Here is a 26,322-nt window from a genome sequence, read left to right as displayed (position 1 = left end):
TCCATGGACTGTGATAGATAGATATTAACATGCGAATCACGTATCTGATCGGAGAAGGGATTCAGAATCCATGCACGAAATAAATGCTGCCGTCATGCGAGAGCCGGAACAACTCTCGTACGAGACGGTCCAACTCGAAGAGCCGAAAGCAACGGAAGTACTGGTCGACGTCCGGGCGACCGGCGTCTGTCACACCGATTACCACGCGTACACGAATCCGGACACGGGACGGCCAATTGTGCTCGGTCACGAGGGCGCCGGGATCGTCGAAGCGGTCGGCGAGGAGGTGACTGCAGTTGAACCCGGCGATCACGTCGTGCTCTGGGTGTTACCGTCGTGCGGACAGTGTGAACACTGTTCGGCGGGCGAGCCGTATTTCTGTCCGACACACGCAGAGACTCGAGGTTCTATGCCGGACGGAACGAAGCGATTGTACGACGACGACGGCTCAATCGACCACTTCTTCAGCCAATCGTCGTTCGCCTCGAAAACGGTCGTTCCGGAACGGTCTGCGATACCGATCCCGGCGGACGTACCGTTCGAGATTGCCGCACTGCTCGGCTGCGGTGTGCCAACGGGTATCGGTGCCGTACTGAACACGGCGGGCGTCCGACCCGGTGACGACGTCGCTATCTTCGGCTGCGGCGGTGTCGGTGCCAGCGCAATTTTGGGAGCCGATCTGGTCGGTGCCCGACGGATTATCGCCGTCGACATCGAGGAGCGGAAGCTGAACGAAATGTCCGAGCTCGGTGCGACCCACACCATCAATTCGTCGACGACGGATCCGGTCGACGAGATTCAGGAGTTGACCGGCGGTGTCGACTACAGTTTCGAGTGCATCGGTCGACCCGAGACGCTGGAACAGGCGTTCGAATCGCTGGGGAGAGGTGGTATTGCCGTGGCGACGACGACGAAGGACACCGGGACGTTCGAAATCGACGGCGGTGCGTTCCCGAGAGGTGTCGGCATCATCGGAAACATGGTCGGTTCGATACGGCCTCACGAGGACATCCCGAAGTTGGCCGATCTCTACCTCGATGGTCGGCTCGATCTGGACGCGTTGCTGACCGATTCGTATTCGCTTTCGGAACTCGGGGACGCGTTCGACGCGTTGCGCGATGGAGAAGTGATCCGGAGCGTCGTCCGACCGGACGAGTGAGGAAGGGCAGCTGTCATCGGATCGACGATCGCCACCGCCGACAGGCAGTCGGATTGAACCCACTACCCGACAAAGGATACACATGATCCTAAACTTATTTAGTATTCGACCCAGTAGTAGCTTCTATGCGAGTTACTCTCTTAGGAACGGGGAGTCCTATCCCCACCCTCGAGCGCGCCGGAACATCTCTAGTCATCGATACTGGGAACGAGAACTTCATGATCGATTGCGGGCCGAACGCAGTCTATCGGTTGATCGAAAACGACATCGACTACGGTGAGATCGAGGACCTGTTCATCACACATCACCACCTCGATCACAACGCAGCTTTCTACAACTTCGTCTTCACGAGTTGGGCCCAGGGAGGCCGCGAGTCGTTAACCGTCTACGGACCGGACAACACGGACACGCTCATCGAGTCGATGTACGACATCTATGAGGAGGACCTCGAGTATCGGAAGGACATCTATCCGTCGGAGGGGATCACCAACATCGACACCGTGGGTCTCCACGACGAGTTCTCGACGACGATCGACGGGCACACGATCACGGCACTCAGCGTGAGTCACTCCATCGAGACGTACGCGATCAAGGTCACCGACCACGAAACCGACAAGACGTTCGTCTTTTCCTCGGACACGAGCAAAATACCGGCGCTAACGGACTTTGCACGGGACGCCGACGTCCTCGTACAAGATGCCTGTATCGGTCCGTACGACGAAGAGGAAGTCCCAGAAGAGGGGCTCGTCTGGGAGCAGTACCGGACTGATTCGCCGTACAGCGGCGATACGATCTACGAAAGCCACTGTTCTGCCGAGGACGCCGGCGAGATAGCGAGCGAGGCTGACGTGGGGACGCTCGTGTTAACCCACTTCCTGCCGTATCGCGACACAGACGAAATGTACGAGCGAGCCGAGAGGAAGTTCAGCGGATCGGTCGTCATCGCCGAAGACGGCCTCGAACTCGACATATAGCGCGACGGCTACCGAGAACGGTGACGAACCGTCGCAGAATACGATCCATGAAAATCGAATACACGTCCGATACATACAAAACGAGCGTTCTCCTGCTGTGTACGCTCGCGTTCTTCGTGACCGCATTCGGTCGCCTCGCTCTCAGCCCCCTCGTTCCGCTGATCACCACTGACTTCGGAATTTCGAACGCGGAAATCGGGATCGCACTGTCGGGAATGTGGGCCGCGTACTCGTTTACGCAGTTTCCGAGCGGACTCCTCGCGGATCAGTACGGGGAGCGGTCGGTTATCTTGGCAGCGCTCGCCGGAACGGGGATGACGAGTCTCGTGGTAGCGTTCGCACCGGTGTACGTCGTCTTTCTCATCGGCACGGTACTGCTCGGAGCGGTCGGCGGATTGCACTATAGCGCCGCAACGGCACTGCTGTCTCGAACGTACGACAATACCGGCATGGCGATCGGGGTACACAATATGGGTATGCCCGCAGGTGGACTTATCGCGCCCGTCGTCGCCTCGTGGGTCGGTATCCGGTACGGCTGGCGGCCCGCCTCGGTGCTTGTGCTCGTCACCGCTGTCCCCATCGTGCTCGCGTTCGCCTGGAAGATACAGTCGAGAGAAACGACTCGTCCTAAAGAACCGCTCCGGGAAAAAATCGACCGCGACCGCCTCAGCCGGATCCTGATGACGCCGTCGATTGTCTTTACAATCTGTATCGGTATCGTCTCCATGTTCGTTGCGATCGGCCTGTTTACCTTCGTCCCGACGTTCCTCGTCGAACACAGCGGGTATTCGACAGCCGTCGCCGGCGCCATCTTCACGGCGTTCTTCGTCGTTCTAATCCCATTGCAGGTTGTAGTGGGACACTTCGCTGATCTGTACGGAGAGGACGTCACGCTAGCCAGCTGTTTTTTCGCCAGCTGGGGTGGGGTCTTGCTCTTGACCCTCGAGTCGGGACTCCTCTCGCTGGTCGTTGCAATTTTGCTGCTGGCTATCGGTTCGAGCAGCGTCCCCGTCATCGATTCGAGACTCGTCAACAGCTTCGCTACAGATAACGTCGGAACCGAGTTCGGATTGCCGAGAATGATCTACGGCGTTATCGGGGGCACTGGAGCAAGCGTAGTCGGTGCGTTGGCGGACTTCTTTACTTGGGGCGTCTCGTTCGGATTTCTGGCGGGCATCTCGCTGGTCGTCGGTGTCGTGATTTCCGCCAACGAACTGTTCTCTCTCGGGTACTAAGTCGAGTTCAGTGTGAGATCTGGCTTCGTTACGTATCGCCGGGTGCGCGCTGGTGGTCGCTCCACCAAGCGTCGCTCGAGTCGAACCTTTCGATACGCGTGAAAAGTAAAGTAGTACGTTTTATGGACTTCTATGTGAAAATTAACCATCTCAATGAGTATAGGGCCCGAATAAGTTTGCGGTTTATAAAGCGAGAGCGGACATCGCGTCAGTAATGGGATTCGGTATTACTCTATCTCGCAGATCTATTGCCTTTGAATACTATTCGACAATTAGAGGAATCGATATCGAACACAGTCACAAATCAGTTCACAGGTGCGATCTACAGCCGGCAGATGGCGAAAGTCTGAATCACGTCGTATTTGACGAGATGATGAATCGACTCGCTAATCATTGCTATTGGTTGTACACTGATATGGGTTCAGAAACGAACAAACCCCTTCCTGTACGGCTGTACCCGACGGATATAATCGCATTGACAGAACGTTTTCTACAGGAACTAATTGAGGAACACGGATTTCCGATGCCTTATTTCTCTTCGTTGGAGCAATACATCTCTAGACTGCACTCCGTCAATTGGACTCCTATTTCGATATAGAAATACGGGAACTGGAATGCTCGGAACATATATTCTTCGGGATGAAATGCGATACATCTTCTTTTCAACTATTTTAATAACACAGAATTAGCGACAGCAGAATCATGCCTTTGAGTCTTCGTCTCCGATACAATGCTATGAGCTAAATTCGACCGTGAGTGGACGGCGATGGCTACCGAGGCTTCACCAGCTAGTTCTACACGGCTAGTTGTTCGAATCGATGTCCGACATCTACGAAGTTGATCTCGACTACGGAACGAAGTTTGTTTGATGGACGAGATGAGGATATCGAACCGTACGACTGGCAGAGGGATTTCGTCGATGTTCAACACTCATACGATAACAGCACTCAAAGTCGAGCCTTCGATTGAATCTGTGCGATCAAAGTGACTGACGACGATTCCGATCGGACGTTCGTCTTCTCCGCTGATACGAATAAAATGGTAGAGATAGCAGCGTTCGCTCGAGATGCTGATCTCCTCGTATAGGTCCTTATATCGGACCATAAGACAAAGATTGAGTACCTGAGGGTAGACTGTCTCCAATCGATACCGAACCGACTCTCGTACGCGTACGATAAACGACTTAACGGTTTAGGGGAATCACTGTACAGCCGAAAATTGCAGTGAAATCGCGAGCTTAGCTGATACGTTGCAACGCTCATCTTGACGCATTTAATTCCACGTCACACAGATGATACAAGAGCAGGCTGGGAAATCGCTCGATGAGATGGAGCTCGTCGCCGAAGACAGCCTCGAGTTCGACGAGCAATGGGCCGGTCTACCGATTACCCAGCGGATGAGGACCGTGAGCACCTCTTTGACCGCTGATTTGAACGGTACAGGTCTCGAATGAACGCTTTGGTGGCTCGGCGGTTCCCGAACGAGGGTCATGTATCGACGTTCGGAGACGGAACCAAGAACGAATTCGATCCGGTTAGTGATGGTCTTCCGGACCGTGCGGTTGCTCTAAGAACTCGGAGAAAATCGTGTGATCCTGAGTGGAGAGTCCAACGAGTCCGTTCGTATCGATCTGAATCCGTTCGCGCTTCTTTGGTGCGCAAATCTGGAGCACGGTACCCTCGGGTGATTGCAGACGGCGGATCTGGACGTGAGCGTACTCGTTCATGAGTTCGAACTCGGTGTCACACGTCACGTCGTCCGACGCTTCGTCGAGCCGACGCATCTCGTCGCTGTCGGGCAGGTACCGGGAGACGGCGTTCGTCTCCTGCCACGCCAACGATTCCAGTCCGAGTGCATCGACCCGAAGCGAGGTTCCCTCCGACGGAGCTTCAATCTCCAGTCGCTCTCCTTTCCGCGTTTTGAGCCTCCGAACGATAGCCGTTCGGTCAGCATTCGAGACGTCGAACTCAGCAACGACGGTGACGTACGGCCCGTGGCGTGTGTTCTCGGTCATAGAAACGTCGATATTTTACTGATACCCAGCGTGTTGTGGTCCGGTAGGATCGTCCGATCCGTGATCGAAAATCCGTCCTCGGTACGCTTCAGTGTGTCTTCACGCCGGATCGATAGTAACGAGTAGTCGGTCGTATCGCCCTGACTGTAGTAGAGGAGGACGTTACTCGTCACGGAGACGTCCTCGTCGGTCCAGTCCTCGAGCGCGACGTTCGTGACGTATCGGCGAGTACGCGCCGGTGGCCGCTCCGCCCAGGCGTAACTCGAGTCGAACCGTTCGACCCGGGCCTTGAGCGAGCCGTAATCCTCGTTGAAGAAATATCCCTCTTCGTCAAATTCGGACGGTTCGTACTCCTTCATCAGTCGACGAGACATCTGGTATCGGATGTCGTCGTCGATTAGTTCGAACCATGCATCAAGCTTCCGTTCGTCGAGGAGGTCAGCCTCCCGCTTGAAGAAGTTACGAACGTTGCGCTCTAGGACGAGCGCTCGCAGTTCGTCTGCGTCTATACCCTCAATCTCCCCGCTCATCTAAATCCCCTCCTTATCGTCGACGATCGACTCGTACCACTGTTCGTGGAACTGCCGCATCCCTCCTTCCTGAAGGTTTTCGGTGTAGGCCGTTCCTGGTCCCTCCCAGTCTTCGTCGACATCAACGTCCGTCATCCAGTCCATCCCCATCTGGTAGTTCAGCGCGTAGTTTTCCTTCCGAGCGACCCGTGCCTGGGCCGAGTCCGTGATCCCCTCCCAGAGGTTGACGTCGTCCTGCTCGAAGTTACCGGTCGGCCCGAAACTTGCAGTGTACATCTTGTACATTCGCTCCTTGAACTCCTCGGAAGCCTCCTTCGGAACGAGCGCCCAACTCCAGAGCTCCATCTTGTCGGGACCCAAGGGCCGCCACTTGCGAATCGCGAAGAACGGACAGACCTCCTTGGCGCTGTCGTCTGTCGTATTCCCGAAGTGGATGAATCCGAAGTTTGGGAAGATCGCACCGACGAACTGCAGCGCTCGCCGTCCGATGTCGAATTGCTCATCGGAGAGTCCGTCTGGCGTGAGCAGCGACTGGACTTCCTCCGGATACGTGAGATACACTGACTCGTCGAGCATTCGCGTGCTTAGCGTGTGACCGTCGACGTAGACGTGCCGGTCGATACTCTCGCCGGTCCCGGCACCGCCGACGGTCTCCTCGCCGCCGAGCTCGAGGTCGAGGATCGAGCCGTGAGCCCACGCCGTGTGGTAGCTGTCCCCGTTAAAATTCTCCGCAATCGTCTTCCAATTCGCATCGATCTCCCAGCGGTGAGGTTCGCCCATGACCTCCATCCCGCCGTCGGCCAAATCGAGTTGAATATCGAGGTACCACTTGAATCCGCCGAGATGCTCTTCGAGTGAGGGTCCGTCCTCGGCGAGCGAGCCGAAGACGAGCCCTTTGTAGCTTTCGAGTCGGGGGACGTGGAACAGGCCGTTTTCGTCCCGTTTGAGGTTCTTGAAGCCCGCATCTTTCTGCGGAACGCCGATCAATTCACCGTCGTTCTTGTACGTCCAGCCGTGATACGGACAGCGGAAGTGAGTGGTGTTCCCCTGCTCGGCCCGACAGAGCTGGGCGCCGTGATGGCGACAGGCGTCGAACAGCAGGTTGATCTCCCCGTTTTCGTCGCGGACGAAGATGAACGGGTCGTTCCCGATGTACCGTCTCGCGTAGTCGCCAGGTTCCGGAATTTCACTCTCATGGCCGATAAAAACCCACTGTTCGCTGAAGATCCGATCCATCTCCAGCTCATAAACGTCCGAATCATTATAGTATTGAAGCGGGAACTTCCCATTCTCAAGGTGTTCCCGAACGTTCCGGACAAGTTCCTCGTTCTGTAACTGGTCTCGAGACTCTGCCATACGATATCACATTTGATGAGGTCGGTTATAATATTACTGGATTAGTAACGCAGCGTGCAGCCGTAATAGAACCTCACATGGGATTTATACATATGAATGTTATCTCTTATTCATGAACGTTGGCAGTCAATCAGCGGTAGGGACAGCGCTCGGATCGGGGGTGATATCCGCTTGTTTCCGCCGAATGCCATAGAGAACGGTCCCGATAGTGATCAGTCCGAGGTAGACGGCGAACGCCAACGGCGTCTGGAAGGAAACGAACGCGAACGAGACAGTATTAATCCCGATCGCTCCAATCGACGTGTACCGTACGAGAGTTGGGGTCAGGTACCGGGATGACTGTAACGCGTCCTTCTCAAAGAAGTCCGGAAATTGAGAGGGGAGTCGAATACCGATCAGTGGGCCGATGCTAAACGTCGTCAGGAACGCGAGCGTGAGGCAGGTAGCTAGGACGCTAAGGGGGATATTCAAAAAGGTGGTCGCGATCGTAATCACGTACAGTAACACGAGGAAGTTCATCGGCTCTCCGTATTTGTTGGTCTTTCCGAATATATCCGGAATGAGGCCGTCTGACGCCGTCGCCTTTACGTATCGGTTCATGATCATGATAAAGACAATATTGGACGTAACACCGGCCAGTACTGCACCGAACCCGACGACGACGAGTAATTCCGACGGCAAATATTGGAGCGCCACGAAAGCGAGTGTCTCATTGCTGAGTTGCGTGTACGAGACGATACCAACGCTGACGACTCCGATCAAGATGGCAATGGTAATATTCGCTGTCGCAGCGATGGTAATCGACTGCGTGACTCTCTCTTCGGCATCCTTTACTCCACCACCGAAATCTACCGTGTAAAAGGAGGCCGCTGCGATACTGTATAGTAACGCGAACGCCGCAACTGCACCACCGACGCTCGGTGGCGTCAGGGGCGATAGGTTGTCTGGATTGACGGCTCCGAATCCAGGAAGGACGACCGCCGCGATCGAGATCAGCAGCAACGCGGAGAGAACAATTTCGATCCAACCGATCATCCGGAGACCGAACCAGACGACAGTGAACGAAAACGTAATCAGAAGTAAAACAAGTGAATGCGTGCTGACTATCGGGGCGACCGAGTGGATTATCTCTGCACCTGGGATCAGAATGTACTGAATGATCGCGACGGCACCGAGGCTCGTCATCATCCATACCGCTAACCAACCAATCAACTGACCCACCGACTTGTTTTCAGGTAGCAAGAGCCGAGACGGATAGAAGTAGTGTCCAGCTGACGTCGGCCATCCCTTGATCAAGGTGAAGTAAGCAGGGAAGGAGAGAAAGATGGGGATCGCGGCCAAGACGCCCAAGAGGATGATCGTCGGTCCGGCCATCGAGCCGGCCACGACGGGGGTTACCCATACTCCTCCACCGATACTGATACCGATTGCGGCAGCGACGCTTGCGAGGAACCCGATCTTCGTTTCTTCTATCTGACTCATGGTCTCGTACCTGACGTTCTGACTGAGCGCGCGTGGCGTGTAGTATCCGGTTTCATTGGTATGCAAACCCGTGTCTCGGGATTCTAAATCATAGTATATGCTACTGGGATATAAATCATGTGGTCGCTATAGAGAACGACGGTTTTGTTGATACTGCGATTCTAAATGTCAATTATAGATGGTTTGGTCGTACTCCGTAGAATTTCGATACCGTCCATAAGCGCTTGGTCACAACGCTCGAAGAGTCCATACCGCTACTGACAGCGGTATCGCGGTAACTGGGTCATATATTCTCTCTCGACCGTCTACGATCACTGAGGTGGTGTATCAGTAAGCCAGTCGTTTCACGGACGTTCATCGAACGAGTATCTCATCGCCAGTCAGAATAACTGGTCAGCACGTTTTCCTCGAGCGGCACGGAGGAATCGTCTCCTGAATCCCTAGCGATAGGACGGTCACCGAGTTCGAATTTATCTGCGCGTGCAGGGAATGCGATGCACTTGTCGCTTCTTTCGTTCTCGAATCACCTCTTGTTCCGGGATACTCGGAATAGTCCTATCGCACTGATTTACAGCCATACTATTGTAACGCAAATGTCGTAGCAGAGGAGAGAACAGGAGAGTCTCGTTCTGGGACTCGTTGAAGGATCGATAATCCTCCTGTAGGTCTCGAACCGCTATTCCGCTATAATCGGAACTCGGGGATCGTTCGTCGGAGTATCGTATCTGCAGATAGGAGGGAATACAAAATAGGACTATTTCTGTCGATAGACGTCAATTAGAGAAGGGATTGAGGATTCGAGTTAAACGAGCGAAATCAGCAGTTTTGTCGTCGAGTGAACGGACGGAATCGAGCGTTACGAATACTTCATCTTCAATTCGATCTCGTTGCTAGACTCCAGTAGGAGGGGGCCAAATTCGTCACGTATCCGGGTATCACTCAATCGGTTGGCAGGCCCGGCGATGCTGATTGCCGCGAGCACACGATCGTCCTTCTGGATGGGAGCAGCGATCGAACGGAGACCGGAAATCGACTCCTGTCTGTTGACCGCGAATCCCCGCTCTCTCACATCGGCTAGTTCGTCGAAGAGCGTTTCCTCGTCCGTTATCGTCCGTTCAGTTCGCGCCGGCAGTCCGTACTGATCGATGATCTGTCGAACGTGCTCCTCCTCTCGATATGCGAGAATCGCTTTGCCGCTCGCGATCGAGTGAATCGGAACTCGATCACCGACGTTGGCCTCCATAGGAACGGAGTTTTCGCCAGTAGCCTGCTCAATAAGCACCGATTTTCCGTACTCCTCGACGACCAGCCAGACCGTTTCTCCCGTCCGCTTGGCGACGTTCTGGAGGATAGGTTTTGCCGTGGATACGATTCCGGTCGATCGCTGTGCGTTCATCCCGTAGTAAAACAGTTTAAGGCTGAGCTGGTATTCGCCGTCCGTTTTGACGATATACTGTGCAGTCTCGAGCGTGTGGAGGTAATCGTGAACCGTGCTCGTCGCCATCTCGAGGTGGTTCGTAAGTTCCATCAGTGTGGCCCCGTCCAGTTCGTCGATCGCGTCGATGACCTTGGCCGCGTTCAGTACCGTGTTCAAATTCTGGTCGGTATCAGACGGCCCAGACATATCTTGAGAAATGTTTTGTAGGCGTATGAATCTCTCGCTTCTCCAACGGTAGGTGAATTGGGAGAATAGCGATTCGCCTTGACAGCAGAACGCTTCGCGTTCTGGAAACGGCGCAGCCGTCGGAAGTCGCAGTTGATCTGGGAGAAAGTATTTCGAAAATGTCGCGGGTTAGTCCGCGAGACACATCCGAATACCGCTGTCGATTACCAAACTTATTATACGCTCGATAGCGTACGTACAGCTGAGCTATGACGGATGACTTTCGCATCGGTTTGATAGTACCAAGTTCGAACGTCACCATGGAAACGGAAATCCCGGCAATGCTGAATGCTCGTCCAGACCACTATGGCGAGGAGTTCACCTTCCACTCCAGTCGAATGCGGATGCAAAGCGTCACCCAAGAGGAACTCGAGCAGATGGACGAGCAATCAGAACGCTGCGCGACCCTGCTCTCCGACGCCCGCTGCGATGTCCTCGCGTACGCATGTCTCATCGGAGTTATGGCACAAGGGCCGGGTTACCATGAGGAGAGCGAGGCGATGCTCCACCAGCGAACTGTTGAGAACGACGGCGATGCGCCTGTCGTGACCAGCGCCGGCGCGCTCGTCCGCGCGCTCGAGCGACTGGAAGCCGAGAGAGTTGCCCTGATCGCACCGTATGTAGAGGAACTCACCCGAACGATGATCGATTACTTCGAGAGCGCGGGTGTCGACGTGATAGACTACGAGACGCTCGAGTGTCCTGATAACCTAGAGGTCGCTCAACTCGATCAGCGAAATCTCATGAATATCGCTGCCGACCTCGATACCGACGGTGCTGACGCACTGATTCTCTCGTCGTGCGTCCAGATGCCGTCTCTGAACTCGATTCAGGCCGCAGAGGACAAGTTCGGAGTGCCCGTGTTCTCTGCGGCAACTGCGACGACATACGAAATCCTCGACAATCTCGGTCTCAGCACACAGGTTCCCGGGGCGGGACGGCTCCTGTTCGGCGACGTCGACTTCAGTACCCGCTAAGAGTCGTTGGAGCCAATTGCGAGATCGCCACGTGATCAATCAAGACTCAGAGTTAGTAGCTAAGTATAGTTAATTTTCCAGTATCGGTTGAAGCAAGCAGATATCACGAGCGACTTCGTGATAATGTCCGAGCGAAGTGAGTGACGAGACGATTACGTTCTCGGTTGAAGGTGGTCACCTCAGATGAGCCCAACGGCCACAGCTGCGTGGGTCAGAGCTGCAGCGATGGGAATTAGGAACGCGGTTCGGAGGACGAGCAAGAGGAACAGATCGCGGAATCGCATCGGGATATCGTCGAACATATCGACCATCATCGGAGCTGGGGCGGAGAAGAAGATCGCCTGGGCGGCCGTGACGATAACGACGAACACCTGTGTGGTAAGACTCGCTTCGACGACAAACGACGCGCCGATGAAGAACTCTGCACCGCCGAGAATAATACCGATCGTCGCCGTTTGCGGGTCCGGAATACCGAGAAGGGACATTAACGGGACGAACGGTGCGGCGAGAAGCTCGAAGAGGGCAGTGTACTCCTCAACGAGGAGAACTGCCATCGACATCGTTAACACGGATCCGACGACCATTCCAGCCAGTTTCAGTCCGTCAAAAAAACCGGTAATCGACGTACGCGCGATCGAGTCGCCCTCTTTCGCCGTTTTCACGCCTTCGTTGAAGGCAAACCAGAAGTAATCACTGACGGTTCCAGTGAACTGTGGTTCGGGCTCCGGCTCTGCAATGTATTCCTCGGGCACCGTTGAGAGCGGAGGAATGCGAACGAGAATTGCCGCGACGATGAGGGTCGCGATAGTATACAATAGAAGGATAATCGGAAAGAGGTGAAGGAGACCAAGAAGTGCAGCGACTGCCCCTACCGTTCCGACGTTCGCAGTCGCGAAGCAGGTACAGATAGCGAACACTTCGCGCTTGTTATATCCGCCTCGGTCGAAGACATTGCGGGTGAGGTAGTAGCCGATACTGAACGAACCGAGCCACGACGCCGCGCCGTCTAGGGCCGACCGACCAGGGAGGTTGAACGCAGGGCGCATAATCGGTTGGGCGAGCGTGCCGATGAACTGAAGGCCGCCGAGTTCCGCCAACAGATTGACGAAGATCGATCCGATCGGAATCACGAGGGCAACCGTAATGACGAGTGCTCCCCAAGCAGTGTCGACAATCGGATCAATGAGCACCCACTGGGGTCCGACATTGAAGAGAATCGCTATCGCGAGAAAGACAGCAAGAACACGGAACAACCAGAATACCGACGACGTCTGCCAGTAATCTAACTGGAGCAACTCCTCCGTCCGTTCATCGACGGTGATCGTCCCTCGGTAGTGAAGTTCCGAGATCGTCGTCAGAATCCCGCCCGCTGCAATCACCCCGAACGCGAACACGTTGACGGCAGACATCGATGCATCCTGAATGAGAGTCATCATGATATCGAGCGGGATCGTGACTTGACCCTCCCATTGAACCGGAACCACAAATACGAACGCACCACTTATAAACGCGATGAGAAACCTCAGCGTAGATGTCCACTCTCTTTCGGCGAAATCTATCTCGTCTATCGATTTTGTGTCTCGCTGGACTGTCTCACCAGATACGTGATCGTCATCCTCCCAGCTCTGGCTGTCAAACATGGATAGAGAAACCATATTACGGTATATAAAAACACCGGTTATATGTTGGCATTGACCGCACAATCATAGTGGTGCGGTAATGAGGAGGAATGAGTGCCACGGTCTGATACCCGTCCGCTCGTTGGTGATTAGATAGGTGAACCTAGAATTTTAAATGCGAACAAGTATATCATCATCGTCGACTACGCAATCAAACGTCCCGATGCGCTGGCCCGAGGCCTCATGCTCGCCCGTTTCAAGGTCCCACTCCCAGAGATGCCACGGACAGGAGACCGTACAGGCCTCGGTATCGACGCCGCCGCGTTCTTCGGTCCACGTGTCTTCGGCGTTGATCTTCCGATCGCCCGCATTACAGAGCGGTGCGCGTTGATGGGAACACCGGTTACTGATCGCGTAGTAGTCGTCACCGGTGTTGAACACGGCGATCTCGATCCCGTTGACATCGAATCCCTCGCCCTCTCCTTTCGGGATGTCGCCGACCTCTGCAACCTTCGTGAAGTTGTCAGTGTCAACCATCGGTCTAGATATCGAGGATGTCCGTAGCGTTCCCGTTGAGGATCTGTTCACGCGTGTACTCGTCGAACGCACGCGACGTGTAGAACCACGTCGGCGGGTCCAACGTCTGATGAGGCCAATCACTTGAGTAGATGAACATATCGCTAGCCATCGAGATCTCGAGGAGGTTCTCCGCGTTCCCGGCGTTACGTGGCAACGCGAACGGTTGCGTGCAGAGGTAGATGTTATCCCGGAGATACTCGCTGGGCGCGCGTTCGAGATATCTGTCACCAGAGTCCATCTTTCGAGGCGTGATCTGCACGTCTTCGGGATGCATCTCGTAGAACTCGTCCATACGGTAGCGGAGGAACGGCACCCACCAGTGACCGCCCTCCTGGATGACGACGTCGAGATCGGGATACTTATCGAAGACACCGCGCATGATCATGTTGACGACGTTGACCATTGCGTGAATAGGCCAGTCGAAACCGAGCACCTCCGTCCACGTCAACATATCATCACCGACGTAAGAGTGCTGAGGCCAGTAGGCCAGCGACCCGTGAAGCACCAGCGGGAGATCGTTCTCGACGAGCGCCTCGAAGACGGGATCGAACTGCTCGTTACCCCACGGCACCTTCGGATCGAACCAGGAGTAGGCCGCGACGATCCCATCTTCATCCGCAACGCGTTCGATCTCCTCAACGGCGTACTCGGGGTCCCACTTCGGGACCATCATCGAGGTATAAATCCCTTCGTCGACGAAGTGGTCGAGCATGTAGTCATTGGCCGCCTGACAAACGGCGTTCTTCAACACCGGGTGGTGTTGGAGGGGGAGGTTATTGATCCCCGCGTTGACGATCGGCTCGTCGACGGCGATGGGCTCGCAAGCCTCACGAACGTCCTCGGCGTACTTGGCTCGGCCCTGAGTGAACAGTCCTTCCTGACCTTCCTTGATCGCATAGGCTGCATCCCACTTGCCCATCACCGGCGTCGGACCGAACTCCGTCGTCAGCTTGTCCAGCGCACGGTCATCCTCAACGTACGTCAGTAGCTCGTCTTCATCTGGATTGACGTGGAAGTCCAGGTCGACGATGTAGTCCTCGAACGCCTGATCCGGAACCTCCTTATCCCTATCGAGCCTCTTGACTGATGATACCATACACTCGCGTATTCTCAATCATCGTTATTCAACCTTATGATCGGATTTCAGGCCCATCAGAAGGAGATATGGAAAATATTTACCGACCACCATTCGGGATTACCGAATAGAGTTGTTCGAAATAATAGATTGGTGCTGAATAGGGGCAGTGATATTCCATGGCGCCAGGAGAATTACAAAGGTACGTTTGTAATAGTAGGGCAACTACCGTTCGAAGTCGCCGAACGATTATATTTCTTATAATTAAAGATGTTGTATATGTACGCGTTATCAAGATGGCGAAAACTGACATAATTCAGTTTTGCGGATATTGCAACTTTAGCTCGAGTTCGTTCGTGGCCTCGAGCAACAACGGTTTGATCTCGTCGTGACAGCGCTTGGTGGTGAGTCGGTTGGCGGGGCCGGAGACGCAGATCGCACCGTGGATCGTGTTCTCTCCCAATACCGGCGCACCAATCGCTCGCAGACCGTCTATGGTCTCCTTGTCGTTGAGCGCGATACCGTCATCGCGGATTCGCTTGAGTTCGGCCTGCAGTTCGTCACGATCGGTGATCGTGTGGGGTGTCAGTTCGGGTAACCCGTGTCGATCGATGATCTCCTCGACACGCTCATCGGAGAGATACGCCAGGATGAGCTTCCCAGTTGCGAGGTGATGTAACCGCGCTCGACCACCGACACTCGCGTGCGTCTGTACGGCCTTTTCACCCATTGTCTTGTCGAGGTACACCGCCTTCCCATGTTCTTCGACAATAAGCCACGCGACTTCACCTGTTTCGTCGGCCAGATCCTCAAGAATGGGATTCCCCACGCGGGTGATAGGGCGGTTGTTCTTGACGAACATTCCATGCTCGAGAAACTTGAGACTGAGCTCGTAGACGTTGTCGATTCGGACTACGTACTCGTTACTCTCTAGCGTAGCGAGATGACCGTGTATCGTACTCTTCGCAAACTCGAGTTCATTGGTTAGCTCCGCCAGTGACGCACCGTCCATCGACTGTAACGTAGCGATTATCTTGAACAGCGTGTCGGTTGTTTTGACCCGGCGATTGGGACTGTTACCCATTGTTGTGCCATATGAACGTATACAACTGACAAAACACTTTCGGAGAAGCAGCATCCGAGCCAAACTGGTCGATACGACGGTTGAATACAATTCCAAGTCCAAGCCTGAGTCAGATCAGTACTGTATAGATAAGAGAAACCACCAGTTGAGACGGCGATGCAGTGAGACGAGACAATCTACAACGCAGGGAAGACGACAATCGCGGAGTTGGCGAGTCAACTGAATCCCGAGACCAGTGACCGAATTTGCTACCTCTCCGATCACGGTGACAAGTAGCGGTTCTATGGAATTTGGAAAGAGGGCACCATCTAGTTAGCGCAATTCGAGAAGCGGACAGGTCGTAGAGCTAGTTTGGCCATGCAGCTTGTAGACCTGCTCAGCGAGGGCTACGCAGCGGAATTTGAGGTGTCTTTGGAGCGAGAGCGGACGGCGACACCCGTCAGGGTGTTCGCCGTCTGTCTCCACGCGACCAGTTGTTCACTTCGATAGACACAAGCTATTCTTCGATTTCTCGGTGTTGAACGCTCTCATCAACCAACCTGGCACGGAGTACATCGGCTGGCTAACAGCGTTTCAGACCCGCCGACGTCGAAGCCGTCGCGAATTGTGATTAATTGGATAGGTGACAAGATCAACGGCGACCGTTCCTAGATATATACTGCAATCAACTTAAACTCGCGGTTGATTCTCGATATCGCAGTCTTCGGACGACGAGGCACAGATCCAGCCGCTACGTTCCTGCATAAGTTGACCGAGAACCACGATCTCTCCGAGATGGTGTTTCTCGTTGATAGCTATGGCTATCTGACTGCCCTCTCCCAATTAGGATTGAGCGGTCAACTCGACTACGTTTATCGAAAAGTGGTTTCACACCTTGAAGATGCGCGTTGACCACTTCCATAATTCATGGGTGGGCGATCGGGCGAGCGTCAGAGAATGGCTTGAACAGTTTGTACACTCCTACAACGCGCAACGACCGCACCAATCATTAACAGACAAATACCAGCGGAGGAGCTAAACAGAGCTTATATAGTCTCATTTTTCACCTATAGTATTTTAAATTAATATTTTTGTCACAATACTATAAATTTGTTGAACTATAAATAATTTCCAATTCCTGTTCCTTATTTATTAACCCGCGAATCTGAGCTGTCCTTCGAGCGGGATAGCAATGTATGACATATGTGCGTATGTAAACTAGGGTCGATATTGAGCTCGTTACGGGCCGTTGCCTCTGTTCTGATATAGAAACTCATTTTACGCTCATGTCACTATCTCTCACCAGTGACCGAACCCCAACCCAAGAAAACAGAAACGACATGCGGCTGTAAGCTCGGCCGAGTCGCCGCGAAGTACGACTTAGCCGATCTCGACGAGACGCTAGTCGGGGACTGGACTGGCGACGGCGATGAACGACGCAGCACGCGCGAACTCGCAACGTACGTGAACCAACAAATATTGAAGATAGCGCTTACGAACGCGGATATCCCGCCCAAAGAGGGGGAGATCGAAAACATGTACAGATTGCTCACGAGCGACGATGTCACCAGCGGAACGCGCATCGAGATAAGAAACGAACTCGAGCGCGACGGCGTCCCGATCGAAGCAGTCGAATCCGACTTCGTCTCCCATCAGACGGTCTACAACCATCTGACTAAGTGTCTCGAGGCGTCAATCGAAACTCCCAATGATGAGGAACGACTCGAGCGAAGCGAGGAGAAACTGGGTGCGCTCAAAAACAGAACGGCGGCAGTCACCACGGACACGGTCGAACAACTGGATCGCAAGGGGATTCTCGAAATCGGTAAATTCAACGTAAACGTCTCCGTGACAGTGACCTGTGAGGACTGCTTCCGGGAATACACAGTTAGAGACTTGCTTGACCAACGGGCCTGTAATTGTCAAGAGCCGGGCAGCGCTGAGATCTAAGTGTCGATTGGCCGGTTTGCAGATGTCTCTGTATGCGCAGGTGAAACGGCAATACCTATGTGTGTGGAGACGTATGAAATAAAACATGGCAAGTAGCACAGAAGAGAAGGTGCAAGAAATTCCTGAAGGAGCGACGCTTTCTGTCAGTAATATCGGTGGTATCGACGAGACAGAAGTCTCTTTCCAAGAAGGGGTAACGATTCTCTCTGGACGGAATGCGACCAACCGGACGTCGCTGCTACAGGGAATCATGGCAGCACTCGGAAGCGATCAGGTGAGTCTCAAAGCAGACTCCGACGAGGGGAACGCGACGCTCGAATTCGGCGACAACATCTATCGGCGTCGGCTCGAACGGCGAGCCGGAGCGATCACCACCGAAGGCGACCCCTACCTCGAGGATCCGGAACTCGCGGACCTGTTCGCGTTTCTGCTCGAGTCCAACGAAGCGCGCCGGGCTGTCAGGAGTGGTGACGACCTCCGCGAGTTAATCATGCGTCCAGTCGACACGGCGGCGATCAAGTCCGAAATTGAACGGTACGAGCAGCGAAAGCGAGAGCTCGACGAACAACTCGAGGAGCTGGCGTCGTTGAAAGACCGCCTGCCTGACCTCGAGGCCAAGCGGACGCGACTCACCGACAAGATTGAGACGCTACAGGACGAACTCGAAACGGCTCGAACGGATCTCGAAGAAGCAAACGTCGACGTCGAACAGCGACGGGAAGAGAAATCGAAGCTCGAGACGAAACTCGAAGAGCTACGCGAGACGCGATCGGAACTCGAACGGATCCGCGATCGAATCGGGACCGAACGCGAAAGTATCGAGGCACTGGAGGAAGAACAGGGCGAGATGCGAGACCGGCTCCAGTCTCTCTCGACCGAGGGCGAAGAGGATATCGGTCGTCTCGAAGCCGAGATTGAGACGCTGCAGGAGGAGAAAACGGACCTTTCCGACGAAATCTCACAGCTCCAGAGCACGATCCAGTTTAACGAGCAACTCCTCGACGAACCCGACTCCATCCTCGCAGACGATGACCGAACCGACGACGGACCAGTAACTAATCAGTTAACCAATGATTCCGAGACGGTTACGTGCTGGACCTGCGGCTCGTCGGTCGCCCGCGAACAGATCGAGACGACGATCGAGCAACTCCGAACCGCACGACAGGAGCGACTCGAAGAGCGATCCGAGATCAATGCCGAACTCGAGGGCCGGCGGGACACGCTCTCGACGATCAACGAAAATCGAGCCGAATACCAACAGACTCAGCAACGCCTCAAGTCAATCACTGACGAGATTGAGCGCCGGAGCGACCGAATCGACGAACTCACTGACGACCGCGAAGCGCTTACCGTCGAAATCGACGAACTTGAGGACGAAGTCAATAACCTCGAAACTGAGGAGTATAGCGGCATCCTCGACCAGCATAAGGAGGTCAATCAGCTCGAGTTCAAACTCGAACGCAAGGAACGAGAGCGCGATGAGATCGAAGACAAAATCGCCACGATCGAGGAGCGTCTCGGCGAGCGAGACGAACTCGAAGCGCGTCGTGAGGACATCACGGACGAACTGACGGATCTCCGGACCCGGATCAATCAGATCGAAGCTGATGCGGTCGAGGCGTTCAACGAACATATGGAGAATCTGCGTGAGACGCTCGGATACGACAACCTTGACCGGATCTGGATCGATCGGACTAGTCGCGAGGTCCGCGAGGGGCGTCGGAAAGTTTCGAAGTCGTCGTTCGATCTCAAGATCGTCCGCACTACCGACGAGGGTGCAGCCTACGAAGACACGATCGACCACCTGAGCGAAAGCGAACGAGAAGTGACTGGACTCGTATTCGCGTTAGCCGGCTATCTCGTCCATGACGTGTACGAGACGGTCCCGTTCATGCTGCTCGACTCCCTCGAGGCGATCGATTCCGAACGGATCGCGGCGCTCGTCGAGTACTTCCACTCGTACGTTCCATATCTCGTCGTGGCGCTGTTAGACGAAGACGCGCAGGCCATCGATGAGGATCACGCCCTCCTCACGGAAATCTAAGCGGTTCAGAGAGACAGGGGGTATATCGGTTGATCAAGTTCAGCCGAGGCTCTTTAGGGTAGCAGGTTAGGCCAAGTATTATAATGTTTGTATTAATAATGTTGTTTGCTTCTATTATGGTTTATCTATAGCATCTAAAAATGAGTGGATCATTGAGCAAACTTGAACATGTCGCTCGCAGACTGCTCAACGAGTGCTACGCGGCGAAATTTGATAACCTAGAAAGCGGGATCAGACAGCAACGTCATCAGGGTGTTCGCCGTCCGCCTCTATGCCACCGAGTGTTCGCTTCGAGAGACACACGATTACTCGTGTGACCCATCAGAACGCGAAGCGTTCTGAGGACGCCTTGGAAGATGTGAATCGATACTAATCACCTTAAAGTCTGAGAGAGTAGACGATACTCTACCTATATTACGATCGTACTTTTGTAAATATCGTTGGAAGGGACCCCTCCCGGATCTCTGAACCGATAGTAGACTCCATTTATGATCGAACACCATACCTAGAGGTAGTTCCGATGAATCCGGATTGAATCCACCAAATAGATATTTAGTTAGTCGAAATAGCGTCTTATTCGAATGGGAAGATTTTCGATCCGGCATTGTCCAAAATCGCTCTTGAAGGGACTGATCCCACAGATACACGTTTATCTCGGTCTAATCGCTACTCTCCGGTATTATACATCCGATAGTTAAGAAATAATTTGGATATATGGCTTCAATTCTCGGTAGATGTTCCGACGATGCCGGAACATTTATCCGGACCAATTCCGATTTCTACATATGGGTAACAATAGCCGAATAAAATCCATCCAAACGGCCTTTGAGTTGGTTGAGGGACTCGAACGTCTTGATGGGGCACGTGCCTCGACACTCGCCGAGCACGTTGATAAGCCCGTTAGTACCGTTCACGACTATCTCAAAACGCTGGAGGAGATACAGTACGTGACGAAGCAGGACAACGTGTACCGACCGGGAACGCGGTTCTTGGAGATCGGCGAAGCGGAACGGATGAAGCGACCGCTCTATCGCGTCGCCGAACCCGAACTCGCCTCACTCGCCGAGGAGACCGGCGAACTGGCCTCGCTAATGATTGAGGAGCACGGGAACGGCGTCCTCCTCGACATCAAGAAGGGGGAAGACGCGATTCAGCTCCACACCTATCCGGGCGTTCGGATGCCCCTGCACACGTCCGCGCTGGGGAAATCGATCCTCGCCCACCTCCCCGACGATCACGTCGACGAAATCATCGACGAACACGGACTCCCCGCCATGACGAAAAACACGGTGACGTCTCGCGACGAACTGGAGGAACAGTTCGCCGATGCTCGAGAGCAGGGCTACGTGATCGATCGCGGTGAACGGATCGACGGCGTCATCTGTCTCGCGGCTCCGATCCTCAGCCGACAGGACCGCGTTCTGGGCGCGATCTGTGTCTGTAGTCCCGCCAGCCGTATCGACAACGACGACGATCTAGAACGGATCAAAGACGCCGTCATGCGGACGGCGAACATGATTCAGGTGAACCTCAACTACTCCGGTACACGATAGAAGGTGCGGTAGTCGACCGTCGTCAATTCGCCACTGACACTCTGCACCAGACTGTTGTTGGGTTGGCGACGATGGTCGACCAGTTCTCGACTGAGGAGAGTGCGTGCGTCGCCGGGCACCCAAAGCAGCCCAAGCGTAAGAATAATCACGAAATATGCGGAAACTCAATCTATGTCACAGCGTGGCGTAGCTTGGGACCCGTACGGATACTACAGAACGAAAAGTAATATCGCTCAGTTTCTCGACGAATACGACTACGACTCGTACGCGGAAACGAGACCTGACTCCGAGGACGAACTTGCACGATTTTGGGACGCAGCGGTCGAAGATACGGGTCTTGTCTGGGAAACGCCCTACGAAAAGGTACTCGACACGTCGAACGGCTATCCGTTCGCGAAGTGACCAGCGATCTCGAGTCGATCCGACACGTCGAAGGGACCCGGTTCCGGCGCGCCAGGCTCGAGATCGAGTGGACAGAGGTCGACGACAGGACCTCGTACGACGGCCATCTGTCGCTGATCGGTACCAGCGACGCCGAGTCCCAGCGAGAGATCGTCGCCGCCCTCACTGCGGACCCGCGACTCAACCACGTCGAGATTACACTGGAGACGCCCCGCTGGTCGTTCCGCTGAACCGGCGCGTCATCGATCGACATCCTCCATCGATCCGCTGACGCTGCGATCCGCCTGTTGCTCAGGCTAACAGATGAGTACCCATGTCTGGCAACGGGAGCGACATCGATTAAGGAGATACAGAACAGAACTAGCAGTGCCCGCGTTAGCCGACCATCGTGAGTCCGCCACTAACGCTCAGCACCTGTCCAGTGATGAAATCCGCATCGGAACTGGCGAGAAAAGCGACGCCACCTGCGATATCTTCCGGTTCGGCCATCCGTCCGAGCGGGACTTGCTTCGCCATGCCACCGAGAATTTTCCCACCGAGATCGGACTCTTTCATCTCGTCAACCAGCGGTGTGTCCGTCGGCCCTGGAGCGACGGCGTTGCAGGTAACGCCATTCCGGGCCAGTTCACGAGCGATCGTTTTGGTAAATGAAACGATTCCACCTTTGGCACCTGAGTACACCGCCTCGCCGGAACTTCCGACGCGAGCGGCATCCGACGCAATATTAATTATCTTTCCCTCCGTGTCCGTCTCGACGAAATGGTTTGCGACCGCGTGGGCGCAGTTGATTTGCCCTTTGAGATTGATATCGATTAGTTGATCCCAGATCTCAGGATCTTGGTCGACGAACCACTCCAGCCGATCCCAACCAGCGTTGTTGACGAGCAGGTCGACGCCGCCCTCGGATTCGACGACTCCGGCGACCATCGACTCAACATCGTCGTAGTCGGTCACGTCGGCGACGGCAGTGAGCGCGTTGCCACCGGCATCCTCGATCTCCGCGACTGTCTCCGCAGCGCGTTCTTCTTCGAGATCGTTTACGGCAACTGTCGCGCCCTCTTCCGCGAGTCGGAGCGCGATAGCGCGACCGATGCCTTGTCCACTGCCAGTAACTATCGCTGTCGTCTCAGCTAACCCTCGCATAGTGGAAAATACGAGGGCGGCGACTTAATTGTTTCTCAAAAAAGGACAGGCGCTAGTCGTCTCGGTACTTGTATCGTTGTTTCTTCCCGGTCGCTGTCCGCTCGATCTCGTCGACGAACTCGTATTTGCGGGGGCGTTTGTAATCCGCGAGGCTTTCGTTATCCTTGCAGTACTCGTCGAGATCGTCCGCGTCGAGGTCGTCTGCGACGACGTACGCGGTGACGATCTGGCCCCACTCCTCGTCTTCGGTACCGACGACGGTAGCCGCTTCGACGTCATCGTTAGCCTCCAGGGCCTCCTCGACTTCGATCGGCGAGACGAGTTCACCGCCCGAGAGGATCATGTCGTCGGCGCGGCCGGTGATCGTGAGATACCCGTCGTCGATCACGCCGAGGTCGTCGGTGTAGTACCAGTCGCTCCGGATCGACTCTTTGGTCTTCTCCTTGCTACCGAAGTAGTAGTCCAGCGCGGCATCGCTGGACACGACGATCTCGCCTTCCTCACCGTGCGGAACCGTTTCATCGGGCGCGACGACGCGGGAGCGGTCGAACTCGATGATGTTGACCTCGGTGTCGTTCGTGGGTCGCCCCGCCGATCCGGCGTGTTCGGGCAGGTCCTCCGGTCGGAGCATCGTATCGAGTAGCGTCTCCGTCGTCCCGTACCCGTTGTACAGGTTCGGCGTGATCGTCTCCATAATCTCCTCGGCCAACTGTTTCGACAGCGGCGAGCCCATACACAGCAGACAGTCCAGACTGGAGAGGTCACGCTCGTCGATCCCCTCGAGTTCGGTCATCCGCTGGGCGACGGTCGGGACGCCCACGATATGTGTGACGTCCTCCGTTTCGACCATCTCGACCACCGACTCCGGTTCCCAATCCTGCGTGACGAGGATCGTCCCACCGGCTTCGATCACGGGATGGACCGTGAGATCCACCCCGCCGGCGTGGAACCACGGCGAGAGCTGGAGCGCGACGGTCGCCTGTGAGTGACCGATATTTCGAGCCCCTTCCTGTGCGCGGTTGGACGCCGTCTCGGCCGTGAAGGTGACGCCTTTCGGCATCCCGGTCGTGCCGCTCGTGTAGAGGATGTACGTTGGGTCGCCGGGTTCGATCGGAACCTCGGGTGGCGGGCTTGCGTCGTCATCGGCGAGCGATTCGAAGGATTCGTCCGCGTTCGCACAGTCGTCGACGCCGACAGTGTGGGCCGTAACGGTCGCAGACTCCAGTGCGGCGGTGATGTCGTCTTCGACCGCCGCGTCGTAGACCAGGACCTTCGGAGCGATGTCGTCGAAGATGTACCTGAAGTTGTCCTGTGCGAGCATGAAGTTGATCGGCACCGGCACCGCACCGAGTTTGTAACACGCGTACAGGGTCACCGGAAACTCGACCGTATTGAACAGGACCATCGCGACGCGATCGCCCTTCCGGACACCGCGATCCGTCAGCGCGTTTGCGATGCGGTTGACCCGCTCGTCGAACTCTGCGTAGGTGACCGTCTCGTCCGAGTCGACGATCTCGAGCGCCGGCTTGTTCGTCCGCCACTCCACATTCCGCTCTAAGTACCGTCGTTGGGTAATCACAACGCTATATGGTTGAGCAATTACAATGAATCTTTGCATAGATATAAGGTATATAATAGTAGTTGGTGACGCGATAGCGATATACGGCTCCGACCGGCAGCGTTTACAGCGCGGCGAGCCCGCCGTCAACGTGAAGGATTTCGCCGGTAACCCACTCATTACGCGGATCGGCCAGCAACGCTACGCTCTCGGCAACGGCGCTCAGGGGAACAGCGTCGCCTTTCGGTACCCGCGCCTCTAACTCCGCCATCGCCGCCGCCGTCTCCGACGATACCGACGCGTAGTAGTTGTCCTTTCGGAGGGGGCCAGGATTGATCGCGTTGACACGAATCCCGTTCTCAGCCTGTTCGACGGCCAGGTAGCGAACGAGACATTCCAGCGCTGATTTCGCGCTCGCGAGAAGGCCGTGCAGTGGCATGTAGGTGTGGCTGTCGTTGCCCGACACGGCGACGATACAGCCGTCGTCGCCCATCAAATCGAGCGCACGCTGTGCCGAGAGCAGAAATCCCGTGACGCCCAGATCGTAGGTCAACGCGATGTCTTTTACCGTGACCTCGTCCAGCGACTTAAACGCCGTGACGGCCGCGTTGTGGATGAATACGTCGATTTTCTCGTACTCGTCACCGACACGGTCGAATAGGTGGTCGATGGCATCGGAATCGCCCGCGTTTGCCTGCACGGCGAGGGCTTCGGCCTCTGGGTGGGCCTCCTCGACTGCGACGACGGTCTTGGCCGCCGCCTCCTCATCCGACCGGTAGTTGACGACGACGGTGGCGCCGCGCGCTCCGAACTCCTCGGCGATGGCCCGGCCGAGACCGCGACTCGCGCCCGTGATCACGACGACTGCATCCTGCCACTCGTGAGTCTGGCTCCTTGACATCGCCCTGATGTGCAATCGCCGTCCTAAAGACCGTTTCCCCGTGACTCCACCCACACCTGTCGGAACAGGAACGTGAAGTTTTACGAGGGAGGACAATTACGGATGTGGTATGGACGTGCAAGCAATCGATACCATGTGCCGAGGGTTCTATGTGGAACCCGAGCTCGCGAAACCGCTCTTCGAAGTCCGAGAGTTCAAGACACTCGCCAAGTCCACGTTCGGCGGCGTGATGGCGAAACACGACATCCCCGAGGACGAAGCGTGGCGCGTGTTCGGCGTGCTCGGCAACGAATCGCTGGAGGAGACGGTCGACGAAATGGACGAGGTCGGCGTAGAGAAGATTTTTCTCGATCAACTCGTCCAGTGGTCACGGGATGCGAAGCAGGCGCTGACGCTACTCAGCGTCGAAGAACTCGCGGAGATGGTCGATCGGTCGGACGGCCGCGTCGTCCCCGGCGTCGGCTACAATCCCCACCGGATCCCGGAGAGCCTCGAGCGGATCGAGCGAGCCGTTGAGGACCACGACTTCAAGTACATCTGGTTCCACCCGATGACGTTCGGTCTCGAGCCGACCGACGAGAAGTGTTACCCGCTGTACGCCAAGGCCAACGAACTCGACGTGCCAGTGAGTTTCCAGACCGGCCAGTCGGCCGAGCCACTGCCGAGCGAACCCGGCCACCCGATGTACGCCGACGAAGTCGCGATGGACTTCCCGGACCTCACGCTGGTCCTTACCCACACGGGGTGGCCCTGGACCGAGGAGTGGTGTTCGATGCTTTGGCGACACCCGAACGTCTACGGCAATATCGGCGCCTATTATCCCTCCTTCCTCCCCGACAGTCAGGTGGAATTCATCGACGGTCGCATCCGCGATAAGGTGATGTGGGCGACCAACGGACTCGGACTGAAGCGATGCAAGGAGGAGTTCCTCGAACTGGACGTCCGCGACGAGACCAAACGAGCCGTCCTCCGCGAGAACGCGCTTGAGGTCTTCGACATCTGACCGCCGACAGTAATCCGTAGCGTCGGTCCCGTCTCGTCCCGA

The 26,322-nt window shown here is 55.4% G+C and carries 23 protein-coding genes and 1 pseudogene; 12 read left to right on the top strand and 12 right to left on the bottom strand.

The features are described 5' to 3' along the window. Positions 1-70: 70 nt before the first annotated feature. From LDH74_RS23060 to LDH74_RS23045, 4 genes are all read left to right on the top strand, one after another. On the top strand, positions 71-1,159 hold the full coding sequence (locus LDH74_RS23060; RefSeq protein WP_226043087.1) for a Zn-dependent alcohol dehydrogenase: 1,089 nt from the start codon (positions 71-73) through the stop codon (positions 1,157-1,159). A gap of 125 nt (positions 1,160-1,284) precedes the next feature. Continuing rightward, on the top strand, positions 1,285-2,133 hold the full coding sequence (locus tag LDH74_RS23055; RefSeq protein ID WP_226043086.1) for an MBL fold metallo-hydrolase: 849 nt from the start codon (positions 1,285-1,287) through the stop codon (positions 2,131-2,133). 47 nt (positions 2,134-2,180) lie between these two features. After that, positions 2,181-3,368, top strand: a complete 1,188-nt coding sequence (locus LDH74_RS23050) for an MFS transporter (protein ID WP_226043085.1) — start codon at positions 2,181-2,183, stop codon at positions 3,366-3,368. A gap of 1,291 nt (positions 3,369-4,659) precedes the next feature. Beyond that, positions 4,660-4,821, top strand: a complete 162-nt coding sequence (locus LDH74_RS23045) for a hypothetical protein (RefSeq protein WP_226043084.1) — start codon at positions 4,660-4,662, stop codon at positions 4,819-4,821. Between the two features lie 81 nt (positions 4,822-4,902). On the opposite strand, the gene LDH74_RS23040 is transcribed toward LDH74_RS23045, so the two are convergent. From LDH74_RS23040 to LDH74_RS23020, 5 genes are all read right to left on the bottom strand, one after another. Further along, the gene (locus LDH74_RS23040; RefSeq protein ID WP_226043083.1) at positions 4,903-5,382 is read right to left on the bottom strand and encodes a hypothetical protein; all 480 of its coding nucleotides are present in this window, start codon (positions 5,380-5,382) and stop codon (positions 4,903-4,905) included. Next, positions 5,379-5,912 carry an aromatic-ring-hydroxylating dioxygenase subunit beta gene (locus LDH74_RS23035; protein ID WP_226043082.1) on the bottom strand — a complete coding sequence of 178 codons (534 nt, stop codon included), beginning with the start codon at positions 5,910-5,912 and terminating at the stop codon, positions 5,379-5,381. The genes LDH74_RS23040 and LDH74_RS23035 overlap by 4 nt, the downstream gene beginning before the upstream one ends. Next, the gene (locus LDH74_RS23030; protein WP_226043081.1) at positions 5,913-7,268 is read right to left on the bottom strand and encodes an SRPBCC family protein; all 1,356 of its coding nucleotides are present in this window, start codon (positions 7,266-7,268) and stop codon (positions 5,913-5,915) included. Between the two features lie 126 nt (positions 7,269-7,394). Further along, complete coding sequence (locus LDH74_RS23025) at positions 7,395-8,750, bottom strand: APC family permease (RefSeq protein ID WP_226043080.1); 1,356 nt, start codon at positions 8,748-8,750, stop codon at positions 7,395-7,397. An 856-nt stretch (positions 8,751-9,606) separates the two neighbouring features. Beyond that, a complete protein-coding gene (locus LDH74_RS23020) occupies positions 9,607-10,374 on the bottom strand; it encodes an IclR family transcriptional regulator (protein ID WP_226043079.1) in 768 nt (255 codons plus the stop codon). Between the two features lie 248 nt (positions 10,375-10,622). Between LDH74_RS23020 and LDH74_RS23015 the strand changes: the two genes are divergently transcribed. Beyond that, the gene (locus LDH74_RS23015; protein WP_226043078.1) at positions 10,623-11,390 is read left to right on the top strand and encodes an aspartate/glutamate racemase family protein; all 768 of its coding nucleotides are present in this window, start codon (positions 10,623-10,625) and stop codon (positions 11,388-11,390) included. A gap of 179 nt (positions 11,391-11,569) precedes the next feature. On the opposite strand, the gene LDH74_RS23010 is transcribed toward LDH74_RS23015, so the two are convergent. From LDH74_RS23010 to LDH74_RS22995, 4 genes are all read right to left on the bottom strand, one after another. Beyond that, positions 11,570-13,030 (bottom strand): nucleoside recognition domain-containing protein, encoded by a 1,461-nt coding sequence (locus LDH74_RS23010; RefSeq protein ID WP_226043077.1) that lies wholly within the window; start codon positions 13,028-13,030, stop codon positions 11,570-11,572. Positions 13,031-13,180: 150 nt separating this feature from the next. Continuing rightward, positions 13,181-13,546 carry a Rieske 2Fe-2S domain-containing protein gene (locus LDH74_RS23005; protein WP_226043076.1) on the bottom strand — a complete coding sequence of 122 codons (366 nt, stop codon included), beginning with the start codon at positions 13,544-13,546 and terminating at the stop codon, positions 13,181-13,183. Between the two features lie 4 nt (positions 13,547-13,550). Further along, positions 13,551-14,684, bottom strand: a complete 1,134-nt coding sequence (locus tag LDH74_RS23000) for an amidohydrolase family protein (protein ID WP_226043075.1) — start codon at positions 14,682-14,684, stop codon at positions 13,551-13,553. A gap of 295 nt (positions 14,685-14,979) precedes the next feature. Then, positions 14,980-15,747, bottom strand: a complete 768-nt coding sequence (locus LDH74_RS22995) for an IclR family transcriptional regulator (RefSeq protein ID WP_226043074.1) — start codon at positions 15,745-15,747, stop codon at positions 14,980-14,982. Positions 15,748-16,104: 357 nt separating this feature from the next. Between LDH74_RS22995 and LDH74_RS22990 the strand changes: the two are divergent. The 6 genes and pseudogenes from LDH74_RS22990 (at position 16,105) to LDH74_RS22965 (ending at position 21,905) form a co-directional block, all read left to right on the top strand. After that, positions 16,105-16,812: pseudogene (locus LDH74_RS22990) on the top strand (DDE-type integrase/transposase/recombinase). A 219-nt stretch (positions 16,813-17,031) separates the two neighbouring features. Then, positions 17,032-17,676 carry a rod-determining factor RdfA gene (rdfA, locus tag LDH74_RS22985; protein WP_226043073.1) on the top strand — a complete coding sequence of 215 codons (645 nt, stop codon included), beginning with the start codon at positions 17,032-17,034 and terminating at the stop codon, positions 17,674-17,676. Between the two features lie 85 nt (positions 17,677-17,761). After that, positions 17,762-19,720 (top strand): archaea-specific SMC-related protein, encoded by a 1,959-nt coding sequence (locus tag LDH74_RS22980; RefSeq protein ID WP_226043072.1) that lies wholly within the window; start codon positions 17,762-17,764, stop codon positions 19,718-19,720. A gap of 785 nt (positions 19,721-20,505) precedes the next feature. Beyond that, entirely contained in the window at positions 20,506-21,273 is a 768-nt protein-coding gene (locus LDH74_RS22975) for an IclR family transcriptional regulator (RefSeq protein WP_226043071.1), read from the top strand. Between the two features lie 171 nt (positions 21,274-21,444). After that, positions 21,445-21,675: an acetyl-coenzyme A synthetase N-terminal domain-containing protein gene (locus LDH74_RS22970; protein WP_226043070.1), complete on the top strand. Its 231-nt coding sequence runs from the start codon at positions 21,445-21,447 to the stop codon at positions 21,673-21,675. Next, complete coding sequence (locus tag LDH74_RS22965) at positions 21,672-21,905, top strand: hypothetical protein (protein ID WP_226043069.1); 234 nt, start codon at positions 21,672-21,674, stop codon at positions 21,903-21,905. Before LDH74_RS22970 ends, LDH74_RS22965 begins: the two co-directional genes overlap by 4 nt. 145 nt (positions 21,906-22,050) lie before the next feature. Here the strand turns inward: LDH74_RS22965 and LDH74_RS22960 are convergent, their stop codons facing one another. The 3 genes from LDH74_RS22960 to LDH74_RS22950 form a co-directional block, all read right to left on the bottom strand. Continuing rightward, positions 22,051-22,818: a glucose 1-dehydrogenase gene (locus LDH74_RS22960; protein ID WP_226043068.1), complete on the bottom strand. Its 768-nt coding sequence runs from the start codon at positions 22,816-22,818 to the stop codon at positions 22,051-22,053. Positions 22,819-22,870: 52 nt separating this feature from the next. After that, positions 22,871-24,397, bottom strand: coding sequence for a class I adenylate-forming enzyme family protein (locus tag LDH74_RS22955; protein WP_226043067.1), 1,527 nt, complete (start codon positions 24,395-24,397; stop codon positions 22,871-22,873). A gap of 103 nt (positions 24,398-24,500) precedes the next feature. After that, a complete protein-coding gene (locus tag LDH74_RS22950) occupies positions 24,501-25,277 on the bottom strand; it encodes an SDR family oxidoreductase (RefSeq protein ID WP_226043066.1) in 777 nt (258 codons plus the stop codon). A gap of 109 nt (positions 25,278-25,386) precedes the next feature. Here LDH74_RS22950 and LDH74_RS22945 point away from each other — a divergent pair, with 109 nt between their 5' ends. Then, on the top strand, positions 25,387-26,280 hold the full coding sequence (locus LDH74_RS22945; RefSeq protein ID WP_226043065.1) for an amidohydrolase family protein: 894 nt from the start codon (positions 25,387-25,389) through the stop codon (positions 26,278-26,280). The last annotated feature ends 42 nt before the right edge of the window (positions 26,281-26,322 follow it).

This window comes from Natrinema sp. DC36, from assembly GCF_020405225.1.
Classification (GTDB): Archaea; Halobacteriota; Halobacteria; order Halobacteriales; family Natrialbaceae; genus Natrinema.
The sequence above is the reverse complement of the archived record's forward strand: the minus strand, read 5'-3'. Positions and strand labels throughout refer to the sequence as shown.

Coding starts and splice junctions, on each gene's coding strand:
- LDH74_RS22970 (WP_226043070.1), top strand. CDS start 21,445: ATGTCACAGCGTGGCGTAGCTTGGGACCCGTACGGATACTACAGAACG.
- LDH74_RS23045 (WP_226043084.1), top strand. CDS start 4,660: ATGATACAAGAGCAGGCTGGGAAATCGCTCGATGAGATGGAGCTCGTC.
- LDH74_RS23035 (WP_226043082.1), bottom strand. CDS start 5,912: ATGAGCGGGGAGATTGAGGGTATAGACGCAGACGAACTGCGAGCGCTC.
- LDH74_RS22960 (WP_226043068.1), bottom strand. CDS start 22,818: ATGCGAGGGTTAGCTGAGACGACAGCGATAGTTACTGGCAGTGGACAA.
- LDH74_RS23000 (WP_226043075.1), bottom strand. CDS start 14,684: ATGGTATCATCAGTCAAGAGGCTCGATAGGGATAAGGAGGTTCCGGAT.
- LDH74_RS22980 (WP_226043072.1), top strand. CDS start 17,762: ATGGCAAGTAGCACAGAAGAGAAGGTGCAAGAAATTCCTGAAGGAGCG.
- LDH74_RS22950 (WP_226043066.1), bottom strand. CDS start 25,277: ATGTCAAGGAGCCAGACTCACGAGTGGCAGGATGCAGTCGTCGTGATC.
- LDH74_RS23005 (WP_226043076.1), bottom strand. CDS start 13,546: ATGGTTGACACTGACAACTTCACGAAGGTTGCAGAGGTCGGCGACATC.
- LDH74_RS23055 (WP_226043086.1), top strand. CDS start 1,285: ATGCGAGTTACTCTCTTAGGAACGGGGAGTCCTATCCCCACCCTCGAG.
- LDH74_RS23010 (WP_226043077.1), bottom strand. CDS start 13,030: ATGTTTGACAGCCAGAGCTGGGAGGATGACGATCACGTATCTGGTGAG.
- LDH74_RS23060 (WP_226043087.1), top strand. CDS start 71: ATGCACGAAATAAATGCTGCCGTCATGCGAGAGCCGGAACAACTCTCG.
- LDH74_RS23025 (WP_226043080.1), bottom strand. CDS start 8,750: ATGAGTCAGATAGAAGAAACGAAGATCGGGTTCCTCGCAAGCGTCGCT.
- LDH74_RS22995 (WP_226043074.1), bottom strand. CDS start 15,747: ATGGGTAACAGTCCCAATCGCCGGGTCAAAACAACCGACACGCTGTTC.
- LDH74_RS23020 (WP_226043079.1), bottom strand. CDS start 10,374: ATGTCTGGGCCGTCTGATACCGACCAGAATTTGAACACGGTACTGAAC.
- LDH74_RS23050 (WP_226043085.1), top strand. CDS start 2,181: ATGAAAATCGAATACACGTCCGATACATACAAAACGAGCGTTCTCCTG.
- LDH74_RS23040 (WP_226043083.1), bottom strand. CDS start 5,382: ATGACCGAGAACACACGCCACGGGCCGTACGTCACCGTCGTTGCTGAG.
- LDH74_RS22945 (WP_226043065.1), top strand. CDS start 25,387: ATGGACGTGCAAGCAATCGATACCATGTGCCGAGGGTTCTATGTGGAA.
- LDH74_RS23030 (WP_226043081.1), bottom strand. CDS start 7,268: ATGGCAGAGTCTCGAGACCAGTTACAGAACGAGGAACTTGTCCGGAAC.
- LDH74_RS23015 (WP_226043078.1), top strand. CDS start 10,623: ATGACGGATGACTTTCGCATCGGTTTGATAGTACCAAGTTCGAACGTC.
- LDH74_RS22975 (WP_226043071.1), top strand. CDS start 20,506: ATGGGTAACAATAGCCGAATAAAATCCATCCAAACGGCCTTTGAGTTG.